This window comes from Algoriphagus yeomjeoni (assembly GCF_003259505.1).
In the GTDB taxonomy this organism is placed as follows: Bacteria; Bacteroidota; Bacteroidia; order Cytophagales; family Cyclobacteriaceae; genus Algoriphagus; species Algoriphagus yeomjeoni.
The window spans coordinates 1-2,382 of the sequence record NZ_QLLK01000028.1 but is presented as its reverse complement, the minus strand read 5'-3'; the positions used below and the strand labels follow the sequence as shown (position 1 = coordinate 2,382).

Here is a 2,382-nt window from a genome sequence, read left to right as displayed (position 1 = left end):
TGTTGCACTAAACCTACGGTAGTTTCAAGAGCAGCCAGAAAGAGGTAACTTTTTAGATCATTCATTAACTCTTATTAATCATGAAAAAAAAAGGAGAACCTCATCCAGACTGCCTGTTCCAATGTAGCAGGTTTTGCCGAACTACTTGCCAAGTTTGAACAAAAAGTTGTCGTTGCAGGCAAAAGCAAAAGTACACTATCAAACTATGCGAGACATCTGGCAAAACTGGCCATCCACTTCAATGAATTACCCACCCAAGTGGATCCCGACCGGATCAACGATTACCTGCATCTGGTCAAGCGCAGTCACAATACCCCTTCGGAATCCTATTTTAAATTTACAGTCTATGCCCTAAGATTTGCCTATCGAATCGAAGGGATGAAAGACAAAAGGATCGAACTTCCCACTATCAAGAGGAGTAAGAAGCTTCCGGTCGTGCTTAGCCAGGAAGAGATCCGTAGGCTACTTAAAGCTCCCAAACTGCTTAAACACCGCGTGCTGATAGCCCTACTTTACGGTTGTGGGCTTCGCTGCTTTGAGGTCAGGAACCTGAAGATTGCTGATCTGGATTTTGATCGAAAGATGCTCCACGTAAAGGATGGCAAAGGAAAGAAAGACCGATACGTTCCGCTGGCTGACATCATGATACGTGGAATAAAGGCTTACCTGGAAGCCGAACAGCCCATTGAGTGGCTGTTCAACAGTAAAGGCGAGCAGATCATCGGTCGAGCAGGAGGAGACTTTGACGGACGTTACTCCCAGCGGGGGGTGCAATGGGCGGTGAATGAAGCCAAAAAGAAAGCAGGCATTCTCAAGCCGATGAACGTCCACACACTCCGGCATACCTATGCCACCCACCTGCTGGAAGAAGGACTGGATATCCTGACGATCAAGGATCTGCTGGGACATGAATGCATCGACACCACGATGATCTATCTGCATGTAGCCCAGACTGAAAAGTGCCGTGCCTTCAGTCCCCTGGACAGACTTTACCTGTCCAGAACGTGAACCCCCACTTCGAAGTGGCCCATGTGCTTAGACAGCATTGGTCAGAAGTAGAAAAGCATCCACAGATCAACCGATGGCAACTACGGACACTGTCTGCCCTGAGACGGTGCCGAACTGCAGACCTCGGCGGACATGTAGATGCATGCACGGAGTGTGGGAATACCCGAATCAGCTACAACAGTTGCAGAAACAGGCATTGTCCAAAGTGTCAGGGTAAAAACAGGGAGGACTGGATCGCCAAGAGGGAAGCAGAGCTGCTTCCCGTTCCCTACTTCCATGTCGTGTTTACCTTGCCGGACACCTTAAATCAGCTGGCCATGTACCAGCCCAAGGCAGTGTATGATAGTTTGTTTGAAGCTTCTTGGCAAACTGTAGCATGTTTTGCCAAAGACCCGAAGCACTTGGGGGCAAAGCCTGGGATGATTGCCATTCTCCATACCTGGGGTCAGACTATGACGCTTCATCCCCATCTGCACTGCATCGTGCCGGGAGGAGGACTGACCAAAAAAGGCAAATGGAAGACTGCCAGAGCCCAAGGGAAGTACCTGTTTCCGGTCAAGGCTATGAGTAAGGTCTTTCGGGCGAAGTTTGTGAAAGCACTCAAGTCAAGAATCAATTCCGATAAGGACCTGATCAATCAGCTCTTCCAAAAAGAATGGGTGGTCTATGCCAAACGGCCGTTCGGACATCCTAAAGCGGTATTGGAATACCTCGGTAGATATACCCACAAGGTGGCCATCTCCAACCATCGGATTCTGGACATCGACCAAAAGCAGACGACATTCAGCTACAAAGACTACCGTCAGGGAGCCCAGAAGCTGGAAATGACCCTGGGCAATCTGGAGTTTATCAGAAGGTTTTCCCTGCATATTCTGCCCAGGGGACTGGTACGGATCCGTCACTTTGGAATACTCGGCAGCTCGGCTAAGCAGCTCACGATACCACTCATTCATCGGGAACTTGGAATTCCGCTTCCAGAAAAGGAGCCCAGGATTCTGGAAACCTATAACCCACGATACTGCCCCTGCTGCCAGAAAGAAAGCATGGTAAGTATCCAGCGATTGCCCAAACGAGGCCCACCAAAGGCCGTCTTTTCCGCTCTCACAAACCAATTTTAGTTCCTGATTTTACTCGGGCTAGGAAACCTATGCCCATGCAAAAAAAAAGTCCCTCCAAAAGGCATTGGAAAGGCTAAAAACATTAAAACTCTTTTTGAATAAATACCGAATCTACTGACAGGTATTACTTTTTAAGGTATTTGGATACCCCGTTTCCTTCAAAAAATCCTGACTCAATCCCCATAAGAACTTCACCGGTTCCGTGCAACATCGGTTTCATCGTTCGTGCTACGCACGCGACGAAAACCTAGTTGTT

2 protein-coding genes are annotated in these 2,382 nt (G+C 48.4%); both read left to right on the top strand.

Annotation, left to right across the window (positions count from 1 at the left end; translation table 11 throughout):
- Positions 1–258: 258 nt before the first annotated feature.
- Positions 259–1,008 carry a tyrosine-type recombinase/integrase gene (locus LV83_RS21245; RefSeq protein WP_245947126.1) on the top strand — a complete coding sequence of 250 codons (750 nt, stop codon included), beginning with the start codon at positions 259–261 and terminating at the stop codon, positions 1,006–1,008.
- Positions 1,005–2,126, top strand: a complete 1,122-nt coding sequence (locus LV83_RS21240; RefSeq protein ID WP_449353837.1) for an IS91 family transposase — start codon at positions 1,005–1,007, stop codon at positions 2,124–2,126. Before LV83_RS21245 ends, LV83_RS21240 begins: the two co-directional genes overlap by 4 nt.
- The last annotated feature ends 256 nt before the right edge of the window (positions 2,127–2,382 follow it).